This window comes from Aeromicrobium sp. UC242_57 (genome assembly GCF_044452305.1).
Classification (GTDB): domain Bacteria; phylum Actinomycetota; class Actinomycetes; order Propionibacteriales; family Nocardioidaceae; genus Aeromicrobium.
This window is the reverse complement of record NZ_JBIOAM010000004.1, coordinates 1-3558: the sequence shown is the minus strand read 5'-3', so window position 1 is coordinate 3558 and position 3558 is coordinate 1. Positions and strand designations below refer to the sequence as shown.

At 43.4% G+C, this 3558-nt stretch carries 6 protein-coding genes and 1 pseudogene; 3 read left to right on the top strand and 4 right to left on the bottom strand.

Features of this window, described 5'->3' with window-relative positions; genetic code table 11:
• The first annotated feature begins 232 nt into the window (after positions 1 to 232).
• Entirely contained in the window at positions 233 to 427 is a 195-nt protein-coding gene (locus ACHMWU_RS21345; RefSeq protein WP_001421937.1) for a YlcI/YnfO family protein, read from the top strand.
• Between the two features lie 164 nt (positions 428 to 591).
• On the opposite strand, the gene ybcW is transcribed toward ACHMWU_RS21345, so the two are convergent.
• Positions 592 to 798 carry a protein YbcW gene (gene ybcW / locus ACHMWU_RS21340; RefSeq protein ID WP_001031427.1) on the bottom strand — a complete coding sequence of 69 codons (207 nt, stop codon included), beginning with the start codon at positions 796 to 798 and terminating at the stop codon, positions 592 to 594.
• Between the two features lie 243 nt (positions 799 to 1041).
• Here ybcW and ACHMWU_RS21335 point away from each other — a divergent pair, with 243 nt between their 5' ends.
• Together ACHMWU_RS21335 and bor are read left to right on the top strand one after the other, a co-directional pair.
• Entirely contained in the window at positions 1042 to 1494 is a 453-nt protein-coding gene (locus ACHMWU_RS21335) for a DUF1398 domain-containing protein (protein ID WP_223248938.1), read from the top strand.
• A 289-nt stretch (positions 1495 to 1783) separates the two neighbouring features.
• A complete protein-coding gene (bor, locus tag ACHMWU_RS21330; protein WP_000738492.1) occupies positions 1784 to 2077 on the top strand; it encodes a serum resistance lipoprotein Bor in 294 nt (97 codons plus the stop codon).
• 31 nt (positions 2078 to 2108) lie between these two features.
• Here the strand turns inward: bor and rzpD are convergent, their stop codons facing one another.
• The 3 genes and pseudogenes from rzpD to ACHMWU_RS21315 form a co-directional block, all read right to left on the bottom strand.
• Entirely contained in the window at positions 2109 to 2570 is a 462-nt protein-coding gene (gene rzpD, locus ACHMWU_RS21325; RefSeq protein WP_000092275.1) for a prophage endopeptidase RzpD, read from the bottom strand.
• Positions 2567 to 3043, bottom strand: a complete 477-nt coding sequence (locus ACHMWU_RS21320) for a glycoside hydrolase family protein (protein WP_000229403.1) — start codon at positions 3041 to 3043, stop codon at positions 2567 to 2569. Before ACHMWU_RS21320 ends, rzpD begins: the two co-directional genes overlap by 4 nt.
• Positions 3027 to 3344: pseudogene (locus ACHMWU_RS21315) on the bottom strand (phage holin, lambda family). Before ACHMWU_RS21315 ends, ACHMWU_RS21320 begins: the two are co-directional and overlap by 17 nt.
• Positions 3345 to 3558: the final 214 nt, after the last annotated feature.

The following is a 3558-nucleotide window of genomic DNA, read 5'->3' as shown; positions in this document are numbered from 1 at the left end:
CTTACGGTTCACTACTCACGACGATGTTTTTTTTGGTACCTTTTTTTTCACCGGAAAGGACCCGTAAAGTGATAATGATTATCATCTACATATCACAACGTGCGTGGAGGCCATCAAACCACGTCAAATAATCAATTATGACGCAGGTATCGTATTAATTGATCTGCATCAACTTAACGTAAAAACAACTTCAGACAATACAAATCAGCGACACTGAATACGGGGCAACCTCATGTCAACGAAGAACAGAACCCGCAGAACAACAACCCGCAACATCCGCTTTCCTAACCAAATGATTGAACAAATTAACATCGCTCTTGAGCAAAAAGGGTCCGGGAATTTCTCAGCCTGGGTCATTGAAGCCTGCCGTCGGAGACTAACGTCAGAAAAGAGAGCATATACATCAATTAAAAGTGATGAAGAATGAACATCCCGCGTTCTTCCCTCCGAACAGGACGATATTGTAAATTCACTTAATTACGAGGGCATTGCAGTAATTGAGTTGCAGTTTTACCACTTTCCTGACAGTGACAGACTGCGTGTTGGCTCTGTCACAGACTAAATAGTTTGAATGATTAGCAGTTATGGTGATCAGTCAACCACCAGGGAATAATCCTTCATATTATTATCGTGCTTCACCAACGCTGCCTCAATTGCTCTGAATGCTTCCAGAGACACCTTATGTTCTATACATGCAATTACAACATCAGGGTAACTCATAGAAATGGTGCTATTAAGCATATTTTTTACACGAATCAGATCCACGGAGGGATCATCAGCAGATTGTTCTTTATTCATTTTGTCGCTCCATGCGCTTGCTCTTCATCTAGCGGTTAAAATATTACTTCAAATCTTTCTGTATGAAGATTTGAGCACGTTGGCCTTACATACATCTGTCGGTTGTATTTCCCTCCAGAATGCCAGCAGGACCGCACTTTGTTACGCAACCAATACTATTAAGTGAAAACATTCCTAATATTTGACATAAATCATCAACAAAACACAAGGAGGTCAGACCAGATTGAAACGATAAAAACGATAATGCAAACTACGCGCCCTCGTATCACATGGAAGGTTTTACCAATGGCTCAGGTTGCCATTTTTAAAGAAATATTCGATCAAGTGCGAAAAGATTTAGACTGTGAATTGTTTTATTCTGAACTAAAACGTCACAACGTCTCACATTATATTTACTATCTAGCCACAGATAATATTCACATCGTGTTAGAAAACGATAACACCGTGTTAATAAAAGGACTTAAAAAGGTTGTAAATGTTAAATTCTCAAGAAACACGCATCTTATAGAAACGTCCTATGATAGGTTGAAATCAAGAGAAATCACATTTCAGCAATACAGGGAAAATCTTGCTAAAGCAGGAGTTTTCCGATGGGTTACAAATATCCATGAACATAAAAGATATTACTATACCTTTGATAATTCATTACTATTTACTGAGAGCATTCAGAACACTACACAAATCTTTCCACGCTAAATCATAACGTCCGGTTTCTTCCGTGTCAGCACCGGGGCGTTGGCATAATGCAATACGTGTACGCGCTAAACCCTGTGTGCATCGTTTTAATTATTCCCGGACACTCCCGCAGAGAAGTTCCCCGTCAGGGCTGTGGACATAGTTAATCCGGGAATACAATGACGATTCATCGCACCTGACATACATTAATAAATATTAACAATATGAAATTTCAACTCATTGTTTAGGGTTTGTTTAATTTTCTACACATACGATTCTGCGAACTTCAAAAAGCATCGGGAATAACACCATGAAAAAAATGCTACTCGCTACTGCGCTGGCCCTGCTTATTACAGGATGTGCTCAACAGACGTTTACTGTTCAAAACAAACCGGCAGCAGTAGCACCAAAGGAAACCATCACCCATCATTTCTTCGTTTCTGGAATTGGGCAGAAGAAAACTGTCGATGCAGCCAAAATTTGTGGCGGCGCAGAAAATGTTGTTAAAACAGAAACCCAGCAAACATTCGTAAATGGATTGCTCGGTTTTATTACTTTAGGCATTTATACTCCGCTGGAAGCGCGTGTGTATTGCTCACAATAATTGCATGAGTTGCCCATCGATATGGGCAACTCTATCTGCACTGCTCATTAATATACTTCTGGGTTCCTTCCAGTTGTTTTTGCATAGTGATCAGCCTCTCTCTGAGGGTGAAATAATCCCGTTCAGCGGTGTCTGCCAGTCGGGGGGAGGCTGCATTATCCACGCCGGAGGCGGTGGTGGCTTCACGCACTGACTGACAGACTGCTTTGATGTGCAACCGACGACGACCAGCGGCAACATCATCACGCAGAGCATCATTTTCAGCTTTAGCATCAGCTAACTCCTTCGTGTATTTTGCATCGAGCGCAGCAACATCACGCTGACGCATCTGCATGTCAGTAATTGCCGCGTTCGCCAGCTTCAGTTCTCTGGCATTTTTGTCGCGCTGGGCTTTGTAGGTAATGGCGTTATCACGGTAATGATTAACAGCCCATGACAGGCAGACGATGATGCAGATAACCAGAGCGGAGATAATCGCGGTGACTCTGCTCATACATCAATCTCTCTGACCGTTCCGCCCGCTTCTTTGAATTTTGCAATCAGGCTGTCAGCCTTATGCTCGAACTGACCATAACCAGCGCCCGGCAGTGAAGCCCAGATATTGCTGCAACGGTCGATTGCCTGACGGATATCACCACGATCAATCATAGGTAAAGCGCCACGCTCCTTAATCTGCTGCAATGCCACAGCGTCCTGACTTTTCGGAGAGAAGTCTTTCAGGCCAAGCTGCTTGCGGTAGGCATCCCACCAACGGGAAAGAAGCTGGTAGCGTCCGGCGCCTGTTGATTTGAGTTTTGGGTTTAGCGTGACAAGTTTGCGAGGGTGATCGGAGTAATCAGTAAATAGCTCTCCGCCTACAATGACGTCATAACCATGATTTCTGGTTTTCTGACGTCCGTTATCAGTTCCCTCCGACCACGCCAGCATATCGAGGAACGCCTTACGTTGATTATTGATTTCTACCATCTTCTACTCCGGCTTTTTTAGCAGCGAAGCGTTTGATAAGCGAACCAATCGAGTCAGTACCGATGTAGCCGATAAACACGCTCGTTATATAAGCGAGATTGCTACTTAGTCCGGCGAAGTCGAGAAGGTCACGAATGAACTAGGCGATAATGGCGCACATCGTTGCGTCGATTACTGTTTTTGTAAACGCACCGCCATTATATCTGCCGCGAAGGTACGCCATTGCAAACGCAAGGATTGCCCCGATGCCTTGTTCCTTTGCCGCGAGAATGGCGGCCAACAGGTCATGTTTTTCTGGCATCTTCATGTCTTACCCCCAATAAGGGGATTTGCTCTATTTAATTAGGAATAAGGTCGATTACTGATAGAACAAATCCAGGCTACTGTGTTTAGTAATCAGATTTGTTCGTGACCGATATGCACGGGCAAAACGGCAGGAGGTTGTTAGCGCAAAAAAAAAATTCCAAAAAAAAAATTCCAAAAAAAAAAAGCGACTAACAAACACAATCTGATGA

Coding starts and splice junctions, on each gene's coding strand:
- bor (WP_000738492.1), top strand. CDS start 1,784: ATGAAAAAAATGCTACTCGCTACTGCGCTGGCCCTGCTTATTACAGGA.
- rzpD (WP_000092275.1), bottom strand. CDS start 2,570: ATGAGCAGAGTCACCGCGATTATCTCCGCTCTGGTTATCTGCATCATC.
- ACHMWU_RS21345 (WP_001421937.1), top strand. CDS start 233: ATGTCAACGAAGAACAGAACCCGCAGAACAACAACCCGCAACATCCGC.
- ybcW (WP_001031427.1), bottom strand. CDS start 798: ATGAATAAAGAACAATCTGCTGATGATCCCTCCGTGGATCTGATTCGT.
- ACHMWU_RS21320 (WP_000229403.1), bottom strand. CDS start 3,043: ATGGTAGAAATCAATAATCAACGTAAGGCGTTCCTCGATATGCTGGCG.
- ACHMWU_RS21335 (WP_223248938.1), top strand. CDS start 1,042: ATGCAAACTACGCGCCCTCGTATCACATGGAAGGTTTTACCAATGGCT.